At 76.2% G+C, this 23,108-nt stretch carries 20 protein-coding genes; 13 read left to right on the top strand and 7 right to left on the bottom strand.

The genetic code is table 11. From position 1 onward, the window contains the following. Positions 1-192: 192 nt before the first annotated feature. Positions 193-438, bottom strand: coding sequence for a type B 50S ribosomal protein L31 (locus H505_RS0114425; RefSeq protein ID WP_026402574.1), 246 nt, complete (start codon positions 436-438; stop codon positions 193-195). Positions 439-604: 166 nt separating this feature from the next. On the opposite strand from H505_RS0114425, the gene H505_RS0114420 reads away from it, so the two are divergent. Next, the gene (locus H505_RS0114420) at positions 605-1,150 is read left to right on the top strand and encodes a hypothetical protein (RefSeq protein ID WP_026402573.1); all 546 of its coding nucleotides are present in this window, start codon (positions 605-607) and stop codon (positions 1,148-1,150) included. Between the two features lie 252 nt (positions 1,151-1,402). Beyond that, complete coding sequence (locus H505_RS0114415) at positions 1,403-1,675, top strand: WXG100 family type VII secretion target (RefSeq protein WP_026402572.1); 273 nt, start codon at positions 1,403-1,405, stop codon at positions 1,673-1,675. An 81-nt stretch (positions 1,676-1,756) separates the two neighbouring features. On the opposite strand, the gene H505_RS0114410 is transcribed toward H505_RS0114415, so the two are convergent. Further along, positions 1,757-6,268 (bottom strand): FtsK/SpoIIIE domain-containing protein, encoded by a 4,512-nt coding sequence (locus H505_RS0114410; RefSeq protein ID WP_026402571.1) that lies wholly within the window; start codon positions 6,266-6,268, stop codon positions 1,757-1,759. Positions 6,269-6,422: 154 nt separating this feature from the next. Continuing rightward, the gene (locus H505_RS0114405) at positions 6,423-7,340 is read right to left on the bottom strand and encodes an NAD-dependent epimerase/dehydratase family protein (protein WP_026402570.1); all 918 of its coding nucleotides are present in this window, start codon (positions 7,338-7,340) and stop codon (positions 6,423-6,425) included. A gap of 161 nt (positions 7,341-7,501) precedes the next feature. Between H505_RS0114405 and H505_RS0114400 the strand changes: the two genes are divergently transcribed. From H505_RS0114400 to H505_RS0114350, 11 genes are all read left to right on the top strand, one after another. Then, positions 7,502-8,215 (top strand): TetR/AcrR family transcriptional regulator, encoded by a 714-nt coding sequence (locus H505_RS0114400; RefSeq protein ID WP_026402569.1) that lies wholly within the window; start codon positions 7,502-7,504, stop codon positions 8,213-8,215. Between the two features lie 502 nt (positions 8,216-8,717). Further along, complete coding sequence (locus H505_RS41800) at positions 8,718-9,659, top strand: hypothetical protein (RefSeq protein WP_245592514.1); 942 nt, start codon at positions 8,718-8,720, stop codon at positions 9,657-9,659. 2 nt (positions 9,660-9,661) lie between these two features. Then, positions 9,662-10,588, top strand: coding sequence for a hypothetical protein (locus H505_RS41795; protein ID WP_064743633.1), 927 nt, complete (start codon positions 9,662-9,664; stop codon positions 10,586-10,588). After that, a complete protein-coding gene (locus tag H505_RS0114385) occupies positions 10,588-11,886 on the top strand; it encodes a TadA family conjugal transfer-associated ATPase (protein ID WP_026402568.1) in 1,299 nt (432 codons plus the stop codon). The genes H505_RS41795 and H505_RS0114385 overlap by 1 nt, the downstream gene beginning before the upstream one ends. Then, positions 11,876-12,883, top strand: coding sequence for a type II secretion system F family protein (locus H505_RS0114380; protein ID WP_245592513.1), 1,008 nt, complete (start codon positions 11,876-11,878; stop codon positions 12,881-12,883). The genes H505_RS0114385 and H505_RS0114380 overlap by 11 nt, the downstream gene beginning before the upstream one ends. Further along, positions 12,880-13,797: a type II secretion system F family protein gene (locus H505_RS0114375; RefSeq protein WP_026402566.1), complete on the top strand. Its 918-nt coding sequence runs from the start codon at positions 12,880-12,882 to the stop codon at positions 13,795-13,797. The genes H505_RS0114380 and H505_RS0114375 overlap by 4 nt, the downstream gene beginning before the upstream one ends. Before the next feature lie 64 nt (positions 13,798-13,861). Beyond that, positions 13,862-14,083: a hypothetical protein gene (locus tag H505_RS0114370; RefSeq protein ID WP_034517940.1), complete on the top strand. Its 222-nt coding sequence runs from the start codon at positions 13,862-13,864 to the stop codon at positions 14,081-14,083. 5 nt (positions 14,084-14,088) lie between these two features. Beyond that, complete coding sequence (locus H505_RS0114365) at positions 14,089-14,529, top strand: TadE/TadG family type IV pilus assembly protein (protein ID WP_026402564.1); 441 nt, start codon at positions 14,089-14,091, stop codon at positions 14,527-14,529. Continuing rightward, entirely contained in the window at positions 14,526-14,963 is a 438-nt protein-coding gene (locus H505_RS0114360) for a TadE family protein (protein ID WP_034517975.1), read from the top strand. Before H505_RS0114365 ends, H505_RS0114360 begins: the two co-directional genes overlap by 4 nt. Then, a complete protein-coding gene (locus H505_RS52365; protein ID WP_281173440.1) occupies positions 14,960-15,433 on the top strand; it encodes a TadE/TadG family type IV pilus assembly protein in 474 nt (157 codons plus the stop codon). Before H505_RS0114360 ends, H505_RS52365 begins: the two co-directional genes overlap by 4 nt. Positions 15,434-15,578: 145 nt before the next feature. Continuing rightward, entirely contained in the window at positions 15,579-18,560 is a 2,982-nt protein-coding gene (locus H505_RS0114350; protein WP_051300666.1) for an AfsR/SARP family transcriptional regulator, read from the top strand. A gap of 34 nt (positions 18,561-18,594) precedes the next feature. On the opposite strand, the gene H505_RS41785 is transcribed toward H505_RS0114350, so the two are convergent. From H505_RS41785 to H505_RS0114330, 4 genes are all read right to left on the bottom strand, one after another. After that, positions 18,595-19,785 (bottom strand): YncE family protein, encoded by a 1,191-nt coding sequence (locus H505_RS41785; protein WP_051300665.1) that lies wholly within the window; start codon positions 19,783-19,785, stop codon positions 18,595-18,597. 87 nt (positions 19,786-19,872) lie between these two features. Next, the gene (locus tag H505_RS0114340; RefSeq protein ID WP_026402561.1) at positions 19,873-20,928 is read right to left on the bottom strand and encodes an NYN domain-containing protein; all 1,056 of its coding nucleotides are present in this window, start codon (positions 20,926-20,928) and stop codon (positions 19,873-19,875) included. 132 nt (positions 20,929-21,060) lie between these two features. Beyond that, positions 21,061-21,303, bottom strand: coding sequence for an acyl-CoA carboxylase subunit epsilon (locus tag H505_RS0114335; RefSeq protein ID WP_026402560.1), 243 nt, complete (start codon positions 21,301-21,303; stop codon positions 21,061-21,063). A 210-nt stretch (positions 21,304-21,513) separates the two neighbouring features. Then, entirely contained in the window at positions 21,514-23,106 is a 1,593-nt protein-coding gene (locus H505_RS0114330; protein WP_051300664.1) for an acyl-CoA carboxylase subunit beta, read from the bottom strand. Positions 23,107-23,108 lie beyond the last annotated feature (2 nt).

The following is a 23,108-nucleotide window of genomic DNA, read 5'->3' as shown; positions in this document are numbered from 1 at the left end:
GCACCCGGGCGGATGCGGGCCCGCGGACGGCCGGACGGCGCGGCGCGCGGGACCGGCGGGGCGCATGGTCCGCGGCCCCGCCCGCGCCGTCCGGCCGGAGCGGCGCACAAGTGGCGCATATCTCAGCGCGCGTGTCTCAGCGCGTGTGTGTGTTCAGGTGTGTGTCTCAGTGTGTGTGTCTCGGTGCGCGTGTCACCGGCCGCCGTAGCGGCGGGTGAACTTCTCGACCGCTCCGGTCGTGTCGAGAACGCGCCCCTGTCCGGTGTAGAACGGGTGGCTCGCCAACGAGACGTCCACGTCCACCACCGGGTAGGTGCGGCCGTCCTCCCACTCGACGGTCCGGCCGGCGGCGGCCGTGGACCGGGTCAGGAAGGCGCGGCCGGCGGCGCGGTCGCGGAAGACGACGGGGCGGTACTCCGGGTGGATGTGCTGCTTCATGCCCCCGTCAACACGGTGGCAACGGTTTTCATTCCACCCTCCGGGGCGGGGCTGCGGGGGCCGCGGGAGCCCCGGTGCCGCAAGGGATTCGTCCGGTTCCGCGCGGGCCCGGACGGGCTTCCGGGACGGCGTGTATCTTCGCCAATGATCAGTGGGAGGAGGAGGCATGGTGCGCCTGTGGCTGCGGGTCTTCCTGGCGGTCGCCGTCGCGGTCGCCTGCCTGGCCGCGCCCTCGTCCGCGATGCGCCGCGGCGCCCCCCGGGTGGACGGCGAGACGACCGAGCAGCTCGCCGCGGTCGCGGGCACGCTGCTCCAGCACCGCTCGCAGGCCCTCGTGCAGACGCGGGACCGCGACCGCACCCGGCTCCCCGAGGAGATCCTCGGCGTCCGCATCTCGCCGCGGGTCGCGCGCGTGCAGGCGGAGGCCGTCCAGGAACTGGAGAACCGCAACCGGGCGCCGGTCGAGGGCGGGCCCGCCTACACCGCCGCGCGGACGACGCTGGACGAGGCCAGCGCGGTCCGCGAGGGGGACGTGGTGGCGCTCGAGGCGGTCGAGCACACGGTCGTCCGGTACGACACCGGCAGGGTGCGGCAGGACGTGCGGCGCCGGTTCGAGTTCAAGGACATCGACGGGCGGCTCACGCTGGTCGGCGAGCGGGTCCTCGACCCGGACGCCCGGCCCGTGAACGACCCGGTCCGCGCGGCCGGGTGAATGCCCGGAAAGCGCGGGGCGTCCGGACTCTGAATGTTTTCTGACGCAGAGTAATTGACCGGGTCACAAGCGTGCGGAGCGCTGCTCCCGGCGCGCTCCGATGGCGTGCGCGCCGTCATGTTACCGTCCACATCCGGTCAGCGCAGCGGGGCGGAAATGTCCGGCTATCTCCATCAGTTCGGCCGCCCGGCACTGGATTCCGCTGATCCTCCCGGCGTAGGCTGGCGCCATTCTTGACGAAAGGCCACAGTGATGAGCGGTGACAAGCGCGGCGCCAACATCGGCGAGCTGGAGGAACTGTCCCGGATCTTCGCCAAGCACGGCCGGAACCTCGACGCCCTGATCAGAGACCTCAACGGCCGCACGGTGAGCTCCAGCGCCGTCTGGTGGGGGCCGGGCGCCGACCGGTTCCGCGCGGCGTGGGCCGAGGCGAAGACCGCCTTCGACAAGATGGCCATCGCCCTGGAGCAGGGCAGCCAGGACATCAAGCGCTCCCAGCAGAACATCGAGGCCGCCACGCGCTGACGCCTCGCCCCCGAGCCGCGGGTCCCGGCCCATCCCCCCGAGGCCGGGGCCCGCTCCTTTTCCGGCCCCCGGCCCGGGGGGTCAGTCGCCCGTCACCGGCGGCGGCAGCGCCACCTGGATCTGCGTGGCCGTGCCCGTGGCGACGAACAGCCCGCGCCCGCTCGGACCCGCGAGCGGCGCGTTGCGCGGCAGCCGCAGCCCGAACAGGTCGCCGTCGTCCGGCGACTCGATCGACAGCAGGACGCCCGAGCGCGACCGCCGCGCGTCCGCGAGGAACCCCCGGTAGCCGCGCCCCAGGTCGGTGGTCGTCCCGCCGATGACGACCGCGTGCTCGCCGTCCCGCGCCGTCCGCAGGACGTCGCACAGCGCGTCGTCGAGGTCCGTCTCGTCCAGCAGCTCGGCGTCGTCCACGACCACGACGTACCGGTGCTCGTCGCCGATCGCCGCCTCGAGATCGCCCGCGTCCGCGTCGGACGCGAGGACGCCGAGCACGCCGGGGCGCCCCGACAGCAGCCGCAGCGGCGACCGGCGCGGCGTCACCAGTACCACCGGCACCAGCCCGCCGCCGACCGCCGGGTCCAGCAGCGAGTGGACGATCGTGCGGAGCGTCGTCGAGCGCCCCGAGCGCGGCGGCCCGGCGACCGCGAACCCGGGGCCCTCGTTCAGCAGGTCGATCCCGACGGGCGCGAGGGTGTCGCCGCCGACCCCGACGAGCGCCCACAGCGCCGACGGCGCGAGGAACTCGCCGTCCAGCGCCATCGCCTCCCGGTAGGTGACCCGCACCGGCAGCTCGTCCACGTGCAGCGGGCCGCGGCGGCGCGGCGGCCGCCCGTACCGGGCGACGCAGCCGCGCGCGATCTCCTGGAGGGCCGCGACCTGCGCCGTCCCGGCCGGGTCGTCGCCGAGCAGCCCGATCTGCGACTCGCGCGGCGGGGCGCCCGGCGCGGCCGCCTCCAGGGCGCGGCCCGGCGGCATCGCGGCCGGGACGTGCCGGTCCTGCAGGCCCGCGTAGCCGTAGTCGTTCGGGTCGGCCATCCGCAGGATCAGCCGCCGGTCGAACACGGTGGAGACCTGCCCCGACAGGCCGGAGCGGTCGCCGGTGAACACGGCCCGCAGGCCGACCGCGGCGCCCTCCCGCAGCAGCCGCAGGACCTGGTCGACGAGCCGGCCGTAGTCGTAGTGCTCGAACGCGCCGAGGAACCCCTCCCAGCGGTCCAGGAGCAGCACCATCCACGGCAGCCGGTCGGTGGCGGCGACGGCGGCGCGCTGCTCGGGCAGCGACGCGAACCCGGCCTCCGCGAACAGCTGCTGCCGCCGCGCGACCTCCGCCGCCAGCGCGGTGATCAGCCGCTCGCAGCGGTCGAGCTGGTCGCGGGTGACGACGGCGCCGCAGTGCGGCAGCGCCACCAGCGGCAGGAGGGCGTTCGCGCCGCAGTCGATCGCGTACAGGTGCGCGTCGAACGGGGAGCACGCCCCCGCGAGGGACCCGGCGATCGTGCGGAGCGCCGTCGAGCGCCCCGACTGGGCCGACCCCGCCAGGTACAGGTGGCCGCCGGCCGCCAGGTCGAGCGCCAGCTCCTCCCGCGACTGGACGGCGGGCAGGTCGGTGATGCCGAACGCGATCGGCGGGACGTCCACGACGGACCCGCCCGCCGCCGTCCGCGGCGTCAGCCGGACCCGCTCGGGCAGCGGGTTCAGCCACGGCGACGGCTGCCGCGCGATCCCGGCGCGCCGCGCGGCCTCGTCCACGGCCTGCACGAGGACGGCCAGGTCGGTGACGGCGGCCGCGTCGTCGGCGGCGTCGCGCGGCGCGGGCGGCGGGTGCCCGAGGCCCTGCCAGGGGAGCGGCAGGACGGTCGTGCGGCGCGCGGCCGTGCCCGGCCGGCGCCCGCCGATCCGGGCCGACTGCACGGCGTGCGGCGCCGACATGCCCGACCGGACGTAGCAGCGGCCCGGCAGCGACTTCGGGATCTGCACGGCGTCGGCGGAGTCGAGCACGTCGGTGGAGTCGTCGGCGCCGGTCACCCGCAGCGCGATCCGCAGGTTCGTGTTGGCCCGCATGTCCGCGGTGACGACCCCGGCGGGCCGCTGCGTCGCGAGGATCAGGTGGACGCCGAGGGAGCGGCCCCGGCGGCCGATGTCGACGAGCCCGGCGACGAACTCGGGCAGCTCCTCGACCATCGCGGCGAACTCGTCGATCACCAGGACGAGGCGGGGCATCGGCGCCGACGCGGGGGTGCGGCCGCCGATGTAGTCGTCGATGTCCTTGGCCCCGGACTCCAGGAGCAGCACCTCGCGGCGCCGCAGCTCGGCCGCGAGCGACTCCAGCGCGCGTTCCGTCGCGTGCCCGTCCAGGTCGGTGACCATCCCGACGGTGTGCGGCAGCTTCGCGCACTCGGCGAACGCCGAGCCGCCCTTGTAGTCGATCAGCACGAACGTCATCTCGTCCGGCCGGTTCGCGACCGCGAGGGACGCGATGAGCGTCTGCAGCAGCTCGGACTTCCCGGCGCCGGTCGTCCCGGCGATGAGCCCGTGCGGGCCGTCCGTGCGCAGGTCGATCTCGTACGGCTCGCGGCCCGCCCGTCCCGCCCGGGCGCCGCCGGAGCCGACGCCGATCGGGACGCGGGTCGTCCGGCCGCCGGTCCGCGTCCACGACTGCAGGACGGCCTCGGCGGTGGGGTCGGGCATGGCGAGCAGGTCGAGCAGCCGCACGTTCGCGGGGAGGGACTCGTCGGCGTCCTCCCTGGACACGTCCCGGACGGGCGCGAGCGCGCGCGCCACCCGGTCCGTCCAGGCGGGGGAGACCTGGTCGGCGAGCACCGGGCCCACGGCGTCGAGGTCCTGCCCCTGGAGGTGGACGACGGCCGGGTACTGCGGGTCCCAGGACGCGACGGCGCTGCATTCTTCGGGCAGCAGCCGCTCCTCGTCGTCGATGCAGATCGCGTAGAGCCCGTACTCGGCGCCCCTCGACAGCAGCATGGGCATGCCCGGGACGCGCCTCAGCGCGCGCGCCCCGTCCAGGACGATCAGGATGTTGTACGGAACCGCGTCCGCGGGCTTGGCCTGCCCGCCCAGGAACTGGGACTCGGCCTGGGACGCGCGCCGCCGCTCGGTCACGCGCATGGCCAGTTCGGTGATGCGGTGCGCGATGGACGACTGGTCGGTGCCGACGAGGGCCGTGCAGTCCTCGTCCTCGCGCGGCGCGCAGTGCGGCAGCCAGCGCACCCAGTTCCACTCGTCGGCCGCGTCGGGCTCGGCCGACAGCACGACGATCGCCAGGTCGCGCGGGCTGTGCAGCGCCGCGGCCTGCCCGACCAGCCAGCGGGCCAGCGCCCGCGACGCCGGGCGCGGCCCGGTGAGGCCCAGCACGCCGACGTCCGCCAGCGGCAGCGCCACCGGCACCTGCCGCGCCACCGGCGCCGGCACCGGCGCGCCCTCGCCCGCCCCGCCGTCGACCAGGTCGACGCGCGCGGGCAGGTCGGCGAGGCCCACCCGCAGGTGCAGGGCGTCCGGGTCGTCGCGGCGGCGCTCCCACAGCCGCCGCCGGGGGCCGGTCGCGGTGAGCAGCACCTCGGCGGGGTCCGGGTGCAGGGCGCGGCGCTCGTCCTCGTCCTCGCGGCGCAGCCGGTCCAGCTCGCCGTCGAAGCGTCCCGCCTTGTCGTTGTACTCCCGGAGGGCCTTCTTGTACGACTTGCGGCCGTGCAGCCGGTCGCCGACCCACTCGCCGACCGTCATCAGCGGCCACGCCAGCGCGAACAGCGCCCACCACCACTGGCGGAGCGCGAAGGCCATGACCAGCCCGAACGCCGAGAACAGCAGCGCGCCGACCAGCCGCAGCCGCTCCCGCGGGTTGCGCTCCGGCCGCCGCGGCACCTCCAGCCGCCGGTCGCGCCGCGCCGGGGCCAGCCGGGGCGGCCGGTTGAACGCCATGCCGCCCTCGGGCAGCGGCTCCAGGTGCGTGTCGGGGGCCGCGCCCGGCGCCAGCGTCAGCACGCTCGCCCCGACCGACAGCATCCCGCCCGCCGGCCAGGCCGCCGGGCTCTCCAGCGGCGCCCCGTCGAGCTCCGCGCCGGGCGCGGACGGCGCCACCCGCACGCCGTCCGGCGCGACCGTCACCCGCAGCGCCGTCGGCCGCACCGCGGGGTCGTCCAGCCGGACGTCCACGTCGTCGCCGGACCCGAGGACGCTCGCGCCCAGCCCGAGCCGGTGCACCCGCCCGGCCGCCGGCCCGCCCACGACGCGCACCTCGACCAGCCCGGACGGCTCCGCGAGGACGGTCGCGGCCGCGCCGTCCCGCTCGACCGCGACCACCGCGCCGTCCCGCAGCTCCTTCACCGCGCGGGCCTGCGGGTCGAGCATCCGCCCGTCCATCCACAGGGCGCGCCGCTCCGCCGGGGGCGCGGTGCCGCCGCTGCGCTGCAGCGCGTCCTTGGAGAACCGCGGGGTCGGCACCGTCACCGACGCCTCCTGCGCGCGCCCTTCCAGTGCCGCCGCGAGCGACCGGGCCACCCCGTCCACGGTGGCCTCCGCGTCGACGTTCACCACGACGTCCCGTGGCCCGCCGCCGGTCAGCGCCGTGAACGAGATCCGCATCGAAGCCCCTCCATCGTGCGCCGTTTCCGGTTCGGCGCCGCCGTCCGGGACAGCTTAATTAACGAGCCCTTCCCGGCTGGGCCGGACGACACGTATCCGCAGCGTGCGACATGGTTTTCGGGCATTCCCGGCGGCCGATTCGGCGCACCGGAACTCACCGCGCCGCAATGATCTCCCGCAGCGCCGCGTCCAGCGGCGTCGGCGCCATGCCGAAAGTGCGCTGGAAGTCGGACGAGTCCAGGATGTACGGCTTCTCGAACTGGTACCGCATCTCGCGCAGCTCGCGCATCATCGGGTCGACCACCCCGAGCGCGGCGAGCGCCGCCCGCGGGGTCTCGTGCACCCGCGGCCGCGGCGCCCCCGCGGTCTCGCACAGCCGCTCGGCGACCGCGCGCGCCGACACCGCCGGGCCGGTCGGGACGTGCCACGGGCGACCCCAGACCCGCTCGTCCGTCCCCGCGACGGCGAGCGCCTCGGCGACGTCCGGCAGGTACGTCCAGGCGTGCGGGAGGGACGGGTCGCCGATGAACATCACCCGCTTGCCGGCGAGCAGCGGCTTCACGAACCGCACCTCGCCCAGGTGCGCCTGGTCGGTGCTCCCGGGCCCGTAGTAGTCGGACGCGCGCAGTTCGGTGACCCGTACCCGCCCGGCCTCGTGGGCGGCCCGCATGTCCTCCCACATCCGCGCCCGCATCCGGCCCTTCGTCCCGGTCGCCGCGAGCGGCGCGTCCTCGGTCATGGGGCCGTCCACCGGCCCGTACCCGTACAGGCAGCCGAGGGTGACCAGCCCGGCCCCGGTGTCCTCGGCCGCGCCGAGGAACGACGCCGCCATCGGCGGCCACGCCTGCGCCCACCGGTGGTAGGGCGGGTTCACGCAGTTGTAGATCGTGTCGGCGCCCTTGGCGGCCGCCGCGAGCCGCTCCCGGTCCGCGACGTCCGCGGCGATCCGCTCGACCCCCTCGGGGCCCGACCCCGACCGGGTCACGACGGTCACGTCGTGCCCGCGCTCCACCAGCCGCTCGGCCAGCTTCGTCCCGACCTGCCCTGCCCCGGCGATCACGTGCTTGCCCACGGTCCTGCTCCTTCACGAACGGTGCTGTTGGTTCCGGCTGCGGAGCACCCGACCCGTTTTCGGATCAGCGCTCCGCTCCGAGAGCAATGCTCTCTGACGAGTGCGCCGTTCGTCAAGAGCAGTGCTCTCGTTTCGTTGCGGCGCTCTGCTAACCTCGCGGCATGAGCGCTGGACGGACGGCACGGGAACGGGTGCGCGCGGAGCTGATCGCGGAGATCACCGGTATCGCGAAGAAGCAGCTCGCGACGGACGGGGCGGCGGGGCTGTCGCTGCGCGCGGTCGCCCGGGAGATGGGGATGGCGTCATCGGCGATCTACCGGTACTTCCCCAGCCGGGACGACCTGCTGACGGCCCTGATCATCGACGGGTACGACGCGCTCGGCGCGGCCGTCGAGCGGGCCGACGACGCCGTGCGCGGCGCGCGGCCGGACGCGTTCGGGGAGCGGTGGCTCGCCGTGTGCCGGGCCGTCCGCGCGTGGGCGCTCGCGCACCCGCACGAGTTCGCGCTGCTGTACGGGTCGCCCGTCCCCGGCTACCGGGCGCCGCAGGACACCGTCGCGGCGGCCCTCCGCGACACGCGCGTGTACGCCCGGATCGTCACCGAGGCGCACGCGGCGGGCGCCCTCGAACCGCTCGGCCCCTGCCCGCCCGCGCCCGCCGCCCTCGCCGGCGACATGGGGCGGATCCGCGAGGGCGTGCGCCTGGACGTCCCGGACGACGTCGCGGCGCGGGCCGTGACCGCGTGGTCGGGCCTGTTCGGCACCGTGAGCTTCGAGCTGTTCGGCACCTTCAACAACACGATCATGGACGGCGCCGCCTACTTCGACCACTCGATGGCGCTCCTCGGCCGCCTCGTCGGCCTCGCGGCGCCCTGACGGCCGGGGCCGACAGGGCGGCGCTGACCACGACGGCGGCGAGGCCGGGGCGCCGTCCCGTGGTCCATCCGGTGCATGCTGCAAGGAAAGGGAACGCCTTTTTCGCGGCGGTCGCACGATTCACGCTCGGGCCCGCTGTTCACCACGTGGTTATGGCACCGTCACCGCCACTTTCCACCGCAAAGCCAATCCAGTGCCGTTACGCCCGCTATGGGCGCCGGAAAAGTGGGCGGACGGGGGCGGGTGGGCCCGTCCGCGCGGCGCTTCCGGTGGCCCGTCCACGGTCCCGGCGGGCCGCCCGTGGGAATCTGGCGACTTATGTGACTGCCGGTAAGTACGGAAGTGGTCGGAGAAATCCCAGGTCATCGCGTTCCGTCCCCGGTTTTGCAGGCTCGGCCTCACCGAATCCATTGACGCGGCGACGCCGCCCCCGCGAGCATGGATCGCTCGATGGTGCGCGCGGACCCGTGAGGCGGGACCGCGGCGGGGCGGGAAGGAGCGCGTGGGCAGCGCCATGAAGGCCAACCAGTCGACCGCCGCCGGAGGCCCGTCCGGCGCCGCTACCGCAGGGGCGCCCGGACTCGGCCGCTCCGGGCTCGGCGCCTCCGGCGGGCAGCGGCTCCCCACGCCGCCGCGGGAGCGCAAGCCCGCCCTCGCCGCACTCGCGGTGCTGCTGATCCTCGGCGGCGCGCTCGCCAGCGCCTACCTCGTGACGGCCAGCGGCGACCGCGTGTCCGCGATCCAGATCGCGCAGCCCGTCGCGGCCGGGCAGCGGATCCCGCCGGGCGCGCTGCGGGAGGTGCCGATCGGCGACACCGGCATCGAGTACCTGAGCTGGTCCGAGGCGGCGGCGGTGACGAAGCACTACGCGACCGTCCCGCTGGTGGAGGGCACGCTGCTCACCAACGCGATGATCAGCCCGACGAACGACGCCGCGTCCGGACGCCTCGTCGTCGGGCTCGCGCTCAAACCGGGGCAGGTCCCGGTGGGCGGCGTCGTGGAGGGCAAGCACGTCACCGTGTACGCGGTCGGCGGCGAGGAGGGCGGCGGCCCCCGGCCGGGCACCGTCCTGGCCGCGGACGCGATCGTGGTCGGCGTCGGCCAGGGCGGCGGGAGCACCGTCGCGGGCGAGCGGCTCGGCTCCGGCATGACGACCGTGGACGTCGCCGTCCCGCCGGGGGAGGCCGCGGACGTCGCGGGCGCCGCGTCCGCCGGGGCCGTCGCGATCGCGCTGATCCCGCCCGGGACCGAGGCCGGGTCCGGCGGCGCGTCGCCGCCGCCCGCGGACGGGACGCGCGGCGGCGCGCCCGCGCGCGGCGGGCCCGGCCAGGGCGCGCCGACACAGGGCACCGCCCCGTCGCAGGGCGCGCCGACGCAGGGCGGGCAGCCGTCCGGCGGCGCGGGGACGCCCGGCGCGCCCGGCACCGGCACGGGCGGGAACTGATCGTGGCCGTCATCGCGCTCGCCGCCGACAAGGGGGCGCCCGGCGTCACCACGGCCGCCGTCGCGCTCGGCGCCGTGTGGCCGCGCCCGGTGCTGGTCGCCGAGTGCGACCAGGCGGGCGGCGACCTCGTGTACCGGCTGCCCGCCGCCGAGGAGGCCGGGAACGGCGGCATCCTCAACCCGTCACGCGGGCTGCTCAGCCTCGCCGCGACGGCCCGGCGCGGGCTGCGCCCCGACCAGATCGCCGAGCACTGCCAGCGGCTCGTCGGCGGCCTCGACGTCCTCGTCGGGATCACCAGCGCCGAGCAGGCGCAGGGCATGACGTGGCTGTGGGGGCCGCTCGGGCGGGCGTTCGCCGGGCTCGACCCCGTGGACGTCATCGTCGACTGCGGGCGGCTCGGCGCCGGCTCCCCGCTGACCGACCTGCTCCGCGAGGCCGACCTCGTCGTGCTGCTCACCCGCGCGACCCTCGAGCAGGTCGCGCACCTGCGCGAGCGCGTGACCGCGCTGAGCGGCGAGCTGCGCGGCGGCCCGCCGATCGGGGTGCTCGTGCTCGCCGACCCCCGCGACTTCCGCGGGTCCGTCGCCGAGGTCGACCGCATCATCGCCGGGGCGGCGCGCAGCCGGGACCGGACGGGCGACGCCGCGCCCGGCGAACCGGGCCCGCCCGCGCAGCCCGTCACCGTCCTCGGCGGGCTCGCGCTCGACCCCAAGGGCGCCGACCTGCTCGCCGGCCGCTGGGGCGGGCGGCTGGACCGCTCGCTGCTGATCCGGTCGGCGCGGGAGGTCGCGGGCGAACTCGCCGGCCGGGTCGCCGCCGCGCCGCGCCGCGACGCCGCGCGGCCCGGGCCGATCGCCGCGCAGGCCCCGCCGCCGCGGCCCGCCGAGCACGTCCCCGCCGCCGACGCCGGCACCGAGGGGAGGCGCTGATGGACCACGGGCTCGTCAAGCGGCTCCGGCAGGAGGTCGGCGACCGGCTGGCCCAGCAGCGCCGCCTCGACGCCGCGCACGGCCTCGCCCCCATGTCCGGCGAGGACGAGCGGCAGTTCGCGCGGGCGCTGATCGGCCAGGTCCTCGAGGAGTTCGCGCGCGGCGAGATCACCTCGGGCCGCCGCCCGCCGAACGCCGACGAGGAGGAGGCCCTCGCGGCGGGCGTCCACGCGGCGCTGTTCGGCGTCGGCCGGCTCCAGCCGCTGCTGGAGGACCCGGAGATCGAGAACATCGACATCAACGGCTGCGACCGGGTGTTCGTCGGGTACGCGGACGGCCGCGAGGCGATGGCCGAGCCCGTCGCGGAGAGCGACGAGGAACTGGTCGAGCTGATCCAGATCCTCGCGGCCTACAGCGGCCTGTCGTCCCGCCCGTTCGACACCGCGAACCCGCAGCTCGACCTGCGCCTCCCGGACGGGTCGCGGCTGTCGGCGGTCATGGACGTCACGGTGCGGCCCGCGCTGTCGATCCGGCGCGCGCGGCTCGGCAAGGTCTTCCTCGCCGACCTGGTGGGCAACGGCACGTTCAGCCGGGAGCTCGGGCTGTTCTTCCGCGCGGCGGTGCTCGCCCGCAAGAACATCATGATCGCCGGGGCGACGAACGCGGGGAAGACGACGCTGCTGCGGGCCGTCGCCAACGAGATCCCGGCGCACGAACGCCTCATCACCGTCGAACGGGCCCTCGAACTCGGGCTCGACGCCTTCCCGGAGCTGCACCCCAACTGCGTCGCGTTCGAGCAGCGGCTCCCGAACTCCGAGGGGCAGGGCGCGATCTCGATGGCCGAGCTGGTGCGCCGGTCGCTGCGGATGAACCCGTCCCGGGTGATCGTCGGCGAGGTGCTCGGCGACGAGATCGTCACGATGCTGAACGCGATGACGCAGGGCAACGACGGGTCGCTGTCGACGATCCACGCGAACTCGTCCGTCGAGGTGTTCAACCGCATCGCGACGTACGCGATCCAGTCGGAGGAGCGGCTCCCGGTCGAGGCGACGCACATGCTCATCGCGGGCGCCATCGACTTCGTGGTGTTCATCGAGAAGCGCAACGACTACGCGCACGGCGGGCGGCTGCGCCGGTTCGTGTCCAGCGTCCGCGAGGTGACCGGCGTGGACGGCCGGGTGCTGTCCTCGGAGGTGTTCGCCCCCGGACCGGACGGGCACGCGGTGCCCGCCGCGCCGATCACGTGCGCCGACGAGCTGGCCCGGTACGGCTACGACCCGTCCGGGGGTGCGTGGTGAGCGCCCGCCCGGCCGCGTGCGGGGGCGGTCGCTGATGGTCGCGCCGGACGTGCTGCTCGCCGTCCTCGCCGGGGCGCTGACCGGCGGCGGGGTCCTGCTGCTGGGCGTCGCGCTGCGCGGCCTGCCCGCCCGGCCCCGCCCCGCGAAGGGCCGCCGCCGCGCCGACCTCGCCCGCACCCTCACCACCCGCACCGCGCTCGCCGTCCTCGCCGGGACGGGCGTGCTGGTCGTCACCCGCTGGCCGATCGCCGCCGTCGGGGCGGGCCTGCTCGTCCTCGGCTGGGACGGCCTGGTCGGCGGGGCCGCCGAGGAGCGGCGCGGCATGGCGCGGCTGGAGGCGCTCGCCGGGTGGACCGAGTCGCTGCGCGACACGATCGCGGGCGCCGTCGGGCTGGAGCAGGCGATCCCCGCGTCGCAGCGCGCCGCCGCGCCCGTCCTGCAGCGGCCGCTGCGGGAACTGGTCGACCGGCTGCACACCCGCGTCCCGATGCCGGAGGCGCTGCGCCGCTTCGCCGACGACCTCGACGACCCGTCCGCCGACCTGGTGATCGCCGCGCTGATCCTGAACGCGAAGCTGCGCGGGCCCGGGCTGCGCGACATGCTCGGCGCGCTCGCGACGTCCGCCCGCGCCGAACTCGACATGCGGCGCCGCGTCGAGGCCGACCGCCGCTCCACCCGGCGGTCCGTCCGCATCGTCGTCGGCGTCTCCGTCGGGACCGCGATCGGCCTCGCCGTGTTCAACCGCTCGTACGTCGAACCGTACGACGACCTCCTCGGCCAGCTCGTCCTGTGCCTGGTCGTCGCCCTGTACGCGGCGGCGTTCGTGTGGCTGCGGCGGCTGTCGAAGTACGAGCTGCCCGCGCGGTTCCTCAGCGAGCCCCGCAACGCGCCCCGCCCGGGCGTCCCGGGGGAGGTCCCGAGCACGGTCGCGGGCTGGCAGACGGAGCCGCTGCGGGGGCGGCACGCGATGGACGCCGGGGGAGGCGGGGGCCCGTGACCGCCGCACTCGCCGCGGGCGCCGCCGTCGGCGCCGGCCTGTACCTGCTGGTCCGGGCGCTGTTCCCGGCGCGGCCCGGCCTCGCCGCGCGGATGGCCGCGCTGGACGCCGCGCGCCGCCGCGACCTCGACGCGCCGCCGCCCGGCCGGATCTCCCCGACCCTCGAACGGGTCGGCGGGCTGCGCGCCCGGCTCGGCGGCGAACTCGCCCGGTTCTGCGAGGCGCGCGGCTGGCGGCTGCGCTCCGTCCGCGCCGACCTGGCGATCACCGAGCGGTCGCTGGAGGCGTTCCTCGCGACGAAGTTCCTGCTGCCCGCCGCCGCGCTGCTGTTCGTCCCGCTGGTCGTCGCCTACTTCGCGCTGCTCGGGCTCGGCACGTCCGTGCAGATCCCGGTGTGGATCTGCGGGCTGTTCGCGCTGCTGTTCTTCTTCTTCCCCGACCTCCAGCTCAAGCAGGAGGCGCAGGCCCGCCGCCAGGACTTCCGGCACGTCGTCGGCGCGTTCCTCGACCTCGTCGCGATGAACCTGGCGGGCGGGCGCGGCGTCCCCGAGGCGCTCGTCAGCGCCGCGAACGTCGGCGAGGGCTGGGGGATGCACCGCATCCGCGATGCCCTCGGCAACGCCCGCATCACCGGGCGCACCCCCTGGCAGGCCCTCGGCGGCCTCGGCGAGGAGCTGGACGTCGCGGAACTGCGCGACCTCGCCGGGGCGCTCGCGCTCGTCGCCGACGACGGCGCCCAGATCCGCAAGTCGCTCGCCGCCCGCGCCGCGTCCATGCGCAGCCGGGAGCTGTCGGAACTGGAGGGCAAGGCCGGCGAGCGCTCCCAGTCGATGCTCGTCGCGCAGCTCTTCCTGTGCGCGGGCTTCCTCGTCTTCCTCGCGTACCCGGCGCTGATGCGGGTGCTGAGCGCATGAACCGAACGTCTCGACCCGGAACCGTGAACCGAACCCCGACATCCGCCCCCCTGGAGGTGCAGCGATGAGGCCGCCGAACCCGTTGAACGACCCGTCCGTCGCCTACCTGCGCGCCCTGCTCGACGACCGGCTCGCCCGGCTGCGCGACGAGGACGAGCGCAGCCGCGGCGCGTCCGCGATCGAGTGGGCGATCATCACCGCGATCCTCGCCGCCATCGCGATCGCGATCGGCGGGATCATCATGCAGAAGGTCCAGGACAAGGCCAACAGCATCAACACGGGCTGACCGCGGTGCGGCGGTTCGTCCGGCGCCTCGGGGCGAACGACTCCGGGGCGTCGTCGATGGAGCTCGCGCTGCTCACCCCGGTGCTCATCCTCGTCCTGCTCACCGTCGTGCAGTTCGCGATGGTGTTCCACGCGCGGCACGTCGCGCTCGCCGCGGCGCAGTCCGGCGCGCGCGTCGCCCGGACGGCGCCGCCCGGCGGCGGCTGGCAGGGCGCCGCGGTGGCGCGGGCGGAGCGCGACGTGCGCGAGGTCGGCCCGAACCTGCTCGGCGGGCTGTCGGTCACGGCGGGCGAGGCGAACGACGAGCGCTGGGTCGAGGTGCGCGGCGAGGCGGTGGCGGTCATCCCGTTCATGACGTTCTCCGTGTCGCAGCGGTCGCAGGGGCCGATCGAGTGCTTCCGGCCGGACATCGGCGCGGGCACCTCCTGCGCGGGGGGCGCCCCGTGAGGCCGCGCTTCCGCCGCGCCGACCGGGGGTCGATGTCGCTGGAGATGGTCCTGGTCACGCCCCTCTTCGTCGCGTTCCTGCTGGTCCTCGCGGGCGCCGGGCGGCTCGTCGACGCGCAGAGCCAGATGGACGGCGCCGCCCGCGACGCCGCGCGCGCCGCGTCCATCGCGCGCAGCGCGGCGTCCGCCCGCGCGTTCGCCGCCGACACCGCCGCCGCCGGACTGCGCGGCACGTCCTGGTGCGCGGGCGGCCCGAGCGTCCGGACGGACGTGTCCGGCTGGGGCCCCGGCGGCCGCGTCGTCGTCGAGATCGCGTGCGACGTCGACCTCGGCGACCTCGCGTTCATCGGGCTCCCCGGGACCAAGCGCCTCGTCGGCCGCGCCGTCGCGCCCGTCGACACCTACACCTACCGGGGCGGAGGCGACGGCCTGTGACGACCTTCGGCCGCCGCGGCGCCGCCCTCCGGCACGCCGCCCCCCGATCCGGCGGGGCGTCCCGCGATCGGGGGACCGTCTCGCTGTACGTCGTCCTGTTCACCCCCGTCGTCTTCCTCCTCGCGGGCCTCCTCGTGGACGGCGGCCTCGCCATCCACGCGCGGCAGCGCGCCGCGGACATGGCCGAGCAGGCCGCCCGCGCGGGCGCGAACGAGATCGACCTCGCCGCGCTGCGCGCGACCGGCGAACCCGTCGTCGACCCCGGCCGCGCCCGCGCCGCCGCCTGCGAGCTCCTCACCGCGTACGGGGACGAGGTGGCGGGCGCCGACTGCGCGGCGTCCACGCAGGAGGTGACCGTCACCGTGCGGATCACCGTCGAGCCGCAGTTCCTCGCGATCTTCCCGGGCTTCGGCGCGTTCACGATGACCTCGGACGCCACGGCCCGCCCCGTCACGGGGGCCGCCGCATGACGGGGCGGAGCCTGCGGAGCGGCGTCATGCGGCGCCATGCGGCGGCACTGGCCGGGGGGTGCGGGGGGTCGTCCCCCCGCGGAGAGAGACGACCTATGGGGCGCCGATTTACGATGTCGAGGACGTTCAGGGACCGGAGAGCGCCATGGTGACGCGGCACGGGCACAGGCGGGTGCGGGGGCACAGGAGCGCGGGCGACGTCCTCGCCGGGATCGGCGCGCTGATCGCGCTGGCGGCGCTGCTCGCCGGCGTGCCGCTCGCGCTGCTCACCCTGTTCGGGTCGCCGCTCCCGGCGGAGCTCCCGACGCTCGACGACCTCACCCGGCGCGTCGGCCCCGGCTCCCTGATCACGATCCTCGTCGCGCTCGTCTGGCTCGCGTGGCTGCAGCTCGCCGTCTGCGTGGTCGTCGAGGTGTACGCGGGCGTCCGCGGCGTCGGCGTCCCCGCCCGGGTGCCGCTCGCGGGCGGCGCGCAGTCGCTCGTGCACCGGCTCGTCGTCACCGCGCTGCTGCTGTTCACCACGGCGACCGCGATCGTCCCCGCGTTCTCCGGCGGCGGGCTCACGCAGGGGCCGCCCGCCCAGGCGCAGTCCCAGGAGTTCCACCGGGCGCCGGACCCGGCGGACCTACGCCCCGTCGCGGCGACGTCCCCCGACACCGGCGGCGCGGCGCTCGCGGCGGAACCCCTGCGCAAGGCCGAGACGACGAAGATCTACCGGGTGCAGCCGCCGGAGGGCCGCCACCACGAGAGCCTCTGGGAGATCGCCGAGAAGTGCCTGGGGGAGGGCCGCCGGTACAAGGAGATCTACGAGCTGAACAAGGGGCACGTCCAGCCCGACGGGACGCGCCTGACGATCGCGAGCCTCATCCGCCCCGGGTGGGTCCTGGAGATGCCCGCGGACGCGAAGGGCGCCCAGGTCGTCCCGGCCGAGGACCTCGCCGAGTACTACCGGTACGGGCACGCGGTCCCGGACGAGCCGAAGCCGGAGCCGCGGCCCGACCCCGCCCCGGCGGCGCCCGCGCCCGACGCGCCCGCGCCGGAGGCGTCCGCCCCGGAGGCGTCCGCGCCCGCGACGCCGGCGCCCGACGCGCCCGCGACCCCGGCGCCCGGGGAGGCGGCGCCGCGCCCCGCCGAGGACCCGCCCGCGTCCGTCCCCCCGGCCGGCGAGATGACGGGCGGCGCCGACGGCGGCGGCGCGCCCGTCCCCGGCCCGCGGGACGCCGCCGACGACGCCGGCCGGGACGGTCCGTCGCTCGACCTCGGCATCACCTTCGACCTCGAATGGCCGCAGGGCCTCGCCGTCGCGTCGCTGCTCGCCGCCGGGGTGCTCACCGCGCTCGGCCGCCGCCGCCGCGCGCAGATGTGGCACCGCGCGTTCGGCCACATGATCGTCCGGCCGCGGGGGCGGGCCGCCGAGGCGGAACGGGCGCTGCGGTTCGGCGCCGACGACGACGGCGCCCGGCTCCTCGACCTCGGCCTGCGGCACATGTCCAAGTCGATGGCGGCGGGCGGCCGGGCCATGCCGACCGTCTTCGGGGTGCACCTCGGCCGCGGCGGCCTCGACCTGTGGATCGCGCCCGCCGACCGCAACCCGCCCACCCCCTGGGAAGCGTACGACGACGGCCAGGTGTGGCGGCTGCGCGCCGACGCGATGCCCGGCCTCGAGGCGTCCGACCTCGCCGACGTCCTCGCCCCCTACCCGGGCCTGGTCTCCATCGGCACCAACGCCAACGGCCGGATCCTCGTCGACCTGGAGGCCGCGCACGGGCTCATCGCGCTGCGCGGCCCGGAACCGGTGCGCCGCGCGGCGCTCGCCGCGCTCGCCCTCGAACTCGCCACCAACCGCTGGTCCGACCACATGCGGATCACCCTCGTCGGGTTCGACAACGAACTCGGCGAGGGCCTCACCGAGATCGCGCCCGACCGGGTCCGGGCCGTCCCGCACCTGTCCGACGCGCTCCCCGAACTGGAGGGACGGGCCGAGGAGGTGCGGCAGGCGCTCGCCGCGTCCGGCGTCGACTCGGTGCTCACCGGCCGCTGCCGCGGCGTGTTCGGCGAGGCGTGGATGCCGCACTACCTGATCATGGCCGACCGGCCGGCGCCCGAGGACGCCGCCCGCCTCGTCGCGCTCGCCCGCACCGGCACCCGGATGGCCGCCGGGTACATCGTCCCCGGCGACGTCCAGGGCGCCACCTGGACGTGGGACCTCGACGAGGCGGAGCGCCTGCACGCGGGCGTCCTCGGCTTCGACGTCGACGCCCAGCTCGTCACCGACGACCAGTACCGCGGCGTGTTCGAGCTGTTCCGGGCGGCAGGCGCCGCCGAGTCCGTCCCGCTGCCCGACACCGGCGAGCCGCCCGAGGTGCGCGAGTCGTCCGTCGACATCCGGATCCTCGGGCCCATCGAGGTCGTCGCGCCCGGCCCGATGGACGAGAGCCGCCGCGAGCTGTGCACCGAGCTGCTGATCTACCTCGCCGCGCACCCGAACGGGGTCCACCCGACCGTCCTCGCGGGGGCGATCTGGCCGCGCGGCGTCAGCGCGGGCGTCCGCGACGCCTGCGTCGCCCGCGTCTCCGACTGGCTCGGCCGGGACGCCCGCGGCCGCCCGAACCTGTACTACGACGAGCGCGGCCGGATCCGGCTCGGCTCCGAGGTCCGCGTCGACCTCGCCGTGTTCCGCTGGCTGGTGTGGCGCTCCGCCGCCGAGCCCGCGTCCGAGGCCGCCTACATGTCGTACGCGCTCGACCTCGTGCGCGGGCCGCTGCTCGCCGACCGCCCCCGCGGCCGGTACTCGTGGCTCGCCGGGCACGACCTGGAGTACGAGGCCGCCGCCCGCATCATCGACGTCGCGCACCGCCTGGTCGTCCTGCGCCTCGACGAGGGCGACGCCCGCGGCGCCGTCGGCGCCGCGCGGGCCGGCCTCCGCCTCGCCCCCGAGGACGAGGGCCTCTGGCGCGACCTCCTGCGCGCCACGCACGCCATGGGCGACCACACGCAGGTCCGCATCGCCGTCGACGAGCTCCGCACCCGCCTCGGCCGCGACCCGCTGTTCGACCGGCTGCAGCCCGAGACGGAGGCGCTGATCGAGGAACTCGTCCCCGAATGGACCCGCGCCCCCGCCCGCTGACCCCGCCCGCCGGCCCGCCCGCCCGGCGGGTCGGTCAGCGGTACAGGCCGGTGCCGCCGAGCGAGTACCGGCCCGGCTGCGGGTGGACGACCAGGGACGTCGGGCGGCCGCCCACCCGGATGCGGTGCAGGACGCGGCCCGTCGCGGTCGACACCGCGTACACGACGCCGGACGGCGCGGCGAGCCACAGCGCGGAGCCGTCGGACGACACCCCGCCGACGGCCGGGGCGGCGCGGCCCGGCAGCGGCCAGCGGGCGGCGACCCGGCGGGACCGGAAGTCGACCGCGGCGAGGACGCCGCGGCCCGCGACGAACAGGCGGCGGGCGTCGCGGCCGACGGCCAGCCCCGCGGCGCCCGGCGAGGTGCGCAGGAAGCCCGCGGCGGCGAACGCCTGCGCGTCCACCAGCCACACGCCGCCCCGCGCGGCGTCCGCGACGTAGAACGCGCGCCCGTCCGGGGAGAGCCGGACGTCGCCGGGGCGGGCGCCCGCGGGCAGCCGCAGCGTCCGGGCGACGCGGCGCCCCGCGACGTCCACGGCGACGAGGGCGCCCGCGGCGGTGCAGGACGCGACGAGCCGGCCGTCCGGCGCGAAGTCGGCGTACCGGGCGGCGCACGGCAGCGGGATCGCGGCGCGCGGCGCCATCGTGCGGGGGTCGCGGATCCCCACCCGGCGGGGCCGCCGGGACAGGACGAGCGCCCGTTCGCCGTCCGGGGTGAAGTACAGGCCCGCGGGGTCGGGCACCGGCACCGGGCGCCCCCGCCCGGCGGGGCCGACCGGGACGAGCGCGCCCCGCCGGGTGTCGGCGGCCCACAGGCGGCGCATGTCCCAGGACGGGACGACGCGCGCGGCGCCGCCCGTCGGGAACCGGTCGACGACGCGGAGCCGGAGCGGGTCGACGACGTCGAGGGCCGGGCCCGCGGCGACGTACACCCGGCGGGGCAGGTCCCGGGCGGCGGGCGCGAGCATGCCGGCGCCGGTGGCGGCGTACACCCGGCCGCCGGCGGGCGCGGCGGCCGGCGCCGCGTCCCGGGCCGGGCGGGGCGTGCGGAGCTCGACGTACGGGGCGGCGCCGCCGAGGCCCACGACCGGCGCGTCCGGACGGCCCTCGCCGGGGCGGTGGAACGGGACGGGCGCCTGGCAGGCGGCGGCGAGGGCGGCGGTCACCGCGACCGCGCCCGCCGGCGGCGGCGCGGTGCGGGCGCCGCGGCGTCGCCGTCGAAGCATGGCCCCTCACCCCCGGCGGGGACGTTACCGGGCGGCGACGCGCCGTGTCCGCGCAACCGCGAAACGTGTACGGCGGGACGGGACGGCTTAGTCGGACTTGCCGATCCCGATGCCGAACTCGCGGTACACGCGCTCCCAGAAGCCGTCCCGCAGCCAGGTGCGGGCCTCCTGGTAGGGGCGCAGGGAGCCGCCGAGCTCCTTCTCGGCCTCGATCAGCAGCTCCTTGTCGATGACCGGCGGCAGGATCGGGCCGGGAAGGAGGTCGCGGATGTTGTCCCGGCCCCGCTCGAAGATCCACTTCTGGGCGACGTGCTCGCCGATCTCGAGCATGTGGTCGCGTTCCGGGCCGAGCCGGCCGTCCGACTGCGTCCCGGAGGTCGAGTTCATCGCCGCCGCGACGGTCGCGGGCGTCGCGTTCCCCGCGGGCACCGGGACGGCGCCCGCCCGGACGGCGGCCGCGGGCTTCACCGCCGGGGGCCGTCCGGCGAACACCTGGGACGGGGACGGGACGGGGCTGGTGCGGCGCTCGGCGGCCTCGCGGACCGCGGCGGCCGTGCCTGGCGCGGGCACCGGCAGGACCTTCGCCTTCGTGAAGTACGGGCGCAGGAAGTCGGCGGGCAGCACCTCGACCGTGTCGGACTCCCAGACGAGCCACTCGGCCTGGTTGGAGCCGTGCGTCGGCTCCACGCCCCACAGGTGCACGCGGACGCCGTACCGCTGGGCGGCCTCGACGGCGGGCAGCATGTCCTCGTCGCCGGCCAGCAGCACCGCGTCGGTGATCGCGCGGTGCCGGGCGAGGGCCTCCAGGTCGGCGCGGAGCTGCGCGTCCACGCCCTTCTGCTGGCCCTGCGCGTTCAGGTTGCCGAGCCGCAGCTTCACCAGCGGCAGGTTCGCGATGACCCGCTGGTCGACGGTCGGCTGCTTCTTCGGCGCCGCGTCGAACCAGTACACGCGCAGCAGCTCGCCGAGCAACTGGTCGTCGGCATGGCTGGTCAGCGCCTTGATCAGCTTCTCGGCGGCGACCCGGTACTCGCGCCGGGAACCGCAGCCGAGCAGCAGGGCCCCGGAGGCCGCGAAGAGGTACCCCGCGTCGACGAAGATGGCGTAGCGCGCGGGCTGTGGGACGAACTCCGAGGTGGCCATGGCCTTCCACCTTATTCGTGTGGAGGGCCGCACTGGGCGCGAACCACGGTTACATGTCGTTTCGGCCGGTCGGCGGGTGTGTCGCCGCCGACCGGCCGGTCGGGCCAGGCCGGGGGCCGGCCGGGGCCCTCGTCAGCGCGGCAGCCCGCTGGCCCGCCAGGAGCCCGGGCCGCGCGGCGGGACGGCCGTGCCGGCGGTGCCGCGCACCAGCCGGGACCGGTCGGCCCAGCGGGACGGGCGGGCGGGGCCGCGGCCGTCGCGGGCCGCCGCGGCGGCCGCCGCCCGCGCGGTCAGCACGGCGACGAGCGCGGCGACCTCCTCGGGCGTCGGGTCGCCGCGCACGACCTGAAGGAACGGTTTCGGTTCAGCGGTCACGCGTCCTCCTTATGGGGACACGGCCTCCCGTACCCCCGGCGGGGGCCGTGCTCGCGCCCCCGCACCCGCCTGCTCGGTCCGGTCATGCCGCACGCCCCGCTTCCGGCCGGGCCGAAAATCGGGCGGCGGTGTCGCGCCGGGCGTGTCGCGCACGGCGTCCCGCCGTCCGGCCCGTCCGTCCGGCGCGTCCCGTCCGTCCGGTCCGCCCGGTCACAGCGGGATGTTCCCGTGCTTCTTCGGCGGCAGCGTCTTGCGCTTCTCCCGCAGCGCCCGCAGCGCCCGGACGACCTGCCCGCGCGTCTCGGACGGCTTGATCACGTTGTCGACGTAGCCGCGCTCCGCCGCGATGTAGGGGTTGGCGAGCGTGTCCTCGTACTCGGTGATCAGCTCGGCGCGGCGCGCGTCCGGGTCGTCGGCCGCGGCCAGCTCCTTGCGGTACAGGATGTTGACGGCGCCCTGCGCGCCCATCACCGCGATCTGCGCGGTCGGCCACGCGAGGTTGATGTCGGCGCCGAGGTGCTTGGAGCCCATGACGTCGTACGCGCCGCCGTACGCCTTCCGGGTGATGACCGTGACGAGCGGGACGGTCGCCTCCGCGTACGCGTACAGCAGCTTCGCGCCGCGCCGGATGATCCCGCCGAACTCCTGGTCGGTGCCGGGCAGGAACCCCGGGACGTCCACGAACGTGAGCACCGGGACGTTGAACGCGTCGCACGTCCGGACGAACCGGGCGGCCTTCTCGGACGCGTCGATGTCGAGCGTCCCCGCGAACTGCATCGGCTGGTTCGCGACCACGCCGACCGAGTGGCCCTCGACGCGGCCGAAGCCGACGATGATGTTCGGCGCGAACAGCTCCTGCACCTCGAGGAACTCGCCGTCGTCCACGACGTGCTCGATGACGGTGCGCATGTCGTACGGCTGGTTCGGCGAGTCCGGGACGATCGTGTCCAGCTCGTCGACCGTCTCCTCGACGTCCACCGGCACGTCGAACGCGGGAGCGTCCGACAGGTTGTTGGACGGCAGGTACGACAGCAGCGCCTTGACGTACTCGATGGCGTCGTCCTCGTCGGAGCCCCGGTAGTGGGCCACGCCCGACTTGGAGTTGTGCGACGTCGCGCCGCCCAGCTCCTCCATCGTCACCTCTTCGCCGGTGACCGTCTTGATGACGTCCGGCCCGGTGATGAACATGTGGGACGTCTGGTCCACCATGACGATGAAGTCGGTGATCGCGGGGGAGTACACCGCGCCGCCCGCGCACGGCCCCATCACCAGCGAGATCTGCGGGACCACGCCGGACGCGTGCACGTTCCGCTTGAAGATCTCGGCGTACAGGCCGAGCGCGACGACGCCCTCCTGGATCCGCGCGCCGCCGGAGTCGTTGATGCCGATCACCGGGCAGCCGGTCTTGACCGCGTGGTCCATGACCTTGCAGATCTTCTCGCCGAACACCTCGCCGAGCGAACCGCCGGACACCGTGAAGTCCTGGCTGAACACCGCGACCGGGCGCCCGTCGACCGTCCCGTGGCCGGTGACGACGCCGTCCCCGTACGGGCGGTTCTTCTCCATCCCGAAGTTGGTGGAGCGGTGCCGCGCCATCTCGTCGAACTCCACGAAGGAGCCCGGGTCGAGCAGCGCGTCGATCCGCTCGCGGGCGGTCATCTTGCCCTTCGCGTGCTGCTTCTCCACGGCACGCGCCGATCCAGCGTGGACCGCCTCGTACCGGCGCCGTTCCAGGTCCGCGATCTTGCCCGCCGTCGTGTGGATGTCGTAGTCCAGAGCGGGTTCAGGGGCTTGCGTCGCCATGC

This window comes from Actinomadura rifamycini DSM 43936, assembly GCF_000425065.1.
In the GTDB taxonomy this organism is placed as follows: domain Bacteria; phylum Actinomycetota; class Actinomycetes; order Streptosporangiales; family Streptosporangiaceae; genus Spirillospora; species Spirillospora rifamycini.
The sequence above is the reverse complement of the archived record's forward strand: the minus strand, read 5'-3'. Positions and strand labels throughout refer to the sequence as shown.

Coding starts and splice junctions, on each gene's coding strand:
- H505_RS0114425 (WP_026402574.1), bottom strand. CDS start 438: ATGAAGCAGCACATCCACCCGGAGTACCGCCCCGTCGTCTTCCGCGAC.
- H505_RS0114340 (WP_026402561.1), bottom strand. CDS start 20,928: ATGGCCACCTCGGAGTTCGTCCCACAGCCCGCGCGCTACGCCATCTTC.
- H505_RS0114385 (WP_026402568.1), top strand. CDS start 10,588: ATGGACCACGGGCTCGTCAAGCGGCTCCGGCAGGAGGTCGGCGACCGG.
- H505_RS0114370 (WP_034517940.1), top strand. CDS start 13,862: ATGAGGCCGCCGAACCCGTTGAACGACCCGTCCGTCGCCTACCTGCGC.
- H505_RS0114420 (WP_026402573.1), top strand. CDS start 605: ATGGTGCGCCTGTGGCTGCGGGTCTTCCTGGCGGTCGCCGTCGCGGTC.
- H505_RS0114350 (WP_051300666.1), top strand. CDS start 15,579: ATGGTGACGCGGCACGGGCACAGGCGGGTGCGGGGGCACAGGAGCGCG.
- H505_RS0114415 (WP_026402572.1), top strand. CDS start 1,403: ATGAGCGGTGACAAGCGCGGCGCCAACATCGGCGAGCTGGAGGAACTG.
- H505_RS0114410 (WP_026402571.1), bottom strand. CDS start 6,268: ATGCGGATCTCGTTCACGGCGCTGACCGGCGGCGGGCCACGGGACGTC.
- H505_RS0114400 (WP_026402569.1), top strand. CDS start 7,502: ATGAGCGCTGGACGGACGGCACGGGAACGGGTGCGCGCGGAGCTGATC.
- H505_RS41785 (WP_051300665.1), bottom strand. CDS start 19,785: ATGCTTCGACGGCGACGCCGCGGCGCCCGCACCGCGCCGCCGCCGGCG.
- H505_RS0114330 (WP_051300664.1), bottom strand. CDS start 23,106: ATGGCGACGCAAGCCCCTGAACCCGCTCTGGACTACGACATCCACACG.